Source organism: Bradyrhizobium sp. P5_C11_2, from assembly GCF_054049755.1.
The window spans coordinates 1-1,625 of the sequence record NZ_JBFULT010000945.1; the positions used below are offsets into that span (position 1 = coordinate 1).

The window sequence follows — 1,625 nt, forward strand, 5'->3', positions numbered from 1 at the left end:
CTTGGCAGCTGCGCCGGATAAAGACCCGACCGGTTGTAGATATCGACGAAGTTGAGACCGACGGCGGTGTGGCGGATGCGCGCCTCGCCCGGTCCGGGCTTGCCGACACTGACCTCCTCCCAGACCAGGACTTCAGGGCCGCCGGTCTTGTGAAAGCGAATGGCATGCGTCATGGGTTGCTCCCTTATCGTTGCAGTGAAGGTCCGAGAACCGGATCGGCCTGTGAAATAGGCATTTGGTAGTCCCGTTACAGTACAGAGCCGTAACAAGAATGTCACAGCGAGCGGCAAACCTCCGCTGTTCCTCCTCTGTTCGAAAGAGTTGATGACGGCGCCGGCGCGACCGGCGGTAGCTTTTGCGCGGGGTTTGGTGGTCGCCTGCGAAGGAGAGCCGAGATGCCAGCTTATGTACAGCATCATCAGGACATCGAAATCGCGCCTGTAATCTGCCCCAGCTGCATGGGGTTCCTGCCGATGTATGTGCGCGAGGTCGAGCCGCATTGGAGCCTTGCGAAGATCGACTTCGTCTACGAGTGCGCCGATTGCGGCGCCGAGGTCCGGCAGACGATCCGAAAGCCGGAGCTGCTGCGGCACTGACCGCGGGATCGGCCAGCCGCTCGCGTATTTGCGCTAAGCGGAAAAACGGCCGTTCGCGCGGGTCTGGCCCCTCCCAAACGAGGCTTGTTCTTTGCCGGGAACGCAGGCAGAACAAGCCTCAAGCAAGACCTTTGGGAGCGCCGTTCGTGGCTGAACAGAAGGCCTCGACCGCGATCGAGGCAGTGGAGAGCGGCCTCGCCGCGCAAGGCTACATCGCGAGCCGGCAGATCGCGACCGCAGTCTATTTGTCGCAACAGATCGAGAAGCCGATCCTGGTCGAAGGCCCCGCGGGCGTCGGCAAGACCGAACTTGCCAAGGCGATCGCCGCCTGGCGCGGCATGAAGATGATCCGCCTGCAATGCTACGAGGGTCTCGACGAGGCCAAGGCGCTCTATGAGTGGAAGTACGCCAAGCAGCTTCTCTATACCCAGATCCTGAAGGACAAGCTCGGCGAAGTGCTCGGCGGCGCGCAGACGCTGCACGCCGCGCTCGACCAGCTTCACGACTTCGGTGACGTGTTCTTCTCCAAGGAATTCGTCGAGCCACGACCGCTGCTCCAGGCGCTCGAGCAGCCGGGCGGCTGCGTTCTCCTGATCGACGAGATCGACAAGTCGGATGCGGAATTCGAATCGCTGCTGCTGGAGATCCTCTCCGACTTCCAGGTCACGATCCCCGAGCTCGGCACCGTCTCCGCGATCACGCCGCCGACCGTGATCCTCACCTCCAACAGCGAACGCGACCTGGGCGACGCGCTGAAGCGGCGCTGCCTGCATCTGCATATCGGCTTCCCCGAGCAGCGGCTGGAGGAGCGCATCGTCGAGAGCCGCGTGCCCGGCATCTCGCAGACGCTGCGCCGGCAGATGGTCGGCTTCATCCACGAAATCCGCTCGCTCGACCTCAAGAAACTGCCCTCGGTCAGCGAGACCATCGACTGGGCGCGGGTGCTGGTGCTACTTCAGGCCGCCGAGCTCGACACCGAAATCGTCAAGGACACGCTCAACGTGCTTCTGAAATATGAAGCCGACATCG

At 62.6% G+C, this 1,625-nt stretch carries 2 protein-coding genes and 1 pseudogene; 2 read left to right on the forward strand and 1 reads right to left on the reverse strand.

The window, feature by feature from the left end:
• Nucleotides 1-173, reverse strand: a pseudogene (locus ACXJL8_RS40560) (quinone oxidoreductase); the annotation flags it as partial.
• A gap of 222 nt (nt 174-395) precedes the next feature.
• On the opposite strand from ACXJL8_RS40560, the gene ACXJL8_RS40565 reads away from it, so the two are divergent.
• Together ACXJL8_RS40565 and ACXJL8_RS40570 are read left to right on the forward strand one after the other, a co-directional pair.
• Nucleotides 396-596, forward strand: coding sequence for a hypothetical protein (locus tag ACXJL8_RS40565; RefSeq protein WP_211384855.1), 201 nt, complete (start codon nt 396-398; stop codon nt 594-596).
• A gap of 146 nt (nt 597-742) precedes the next feature.
• The coding region (locus ACXJL8_RS40570; protein ID WP_456686976.1) for an AAA family ATPase at nt 743-1,625 on the forward strand (883 nt) is incomplete at its 3' end.

Excerpts from the sequence above, each read along its gene's own strand:
- ACXJL8_RS40565 (WP_211384855.1), top strand. The coding sequence starts at position 396 with ATGCCAGCTTATGTACAGCATCATCAGGACATCGAAATCGCGCCTGTA.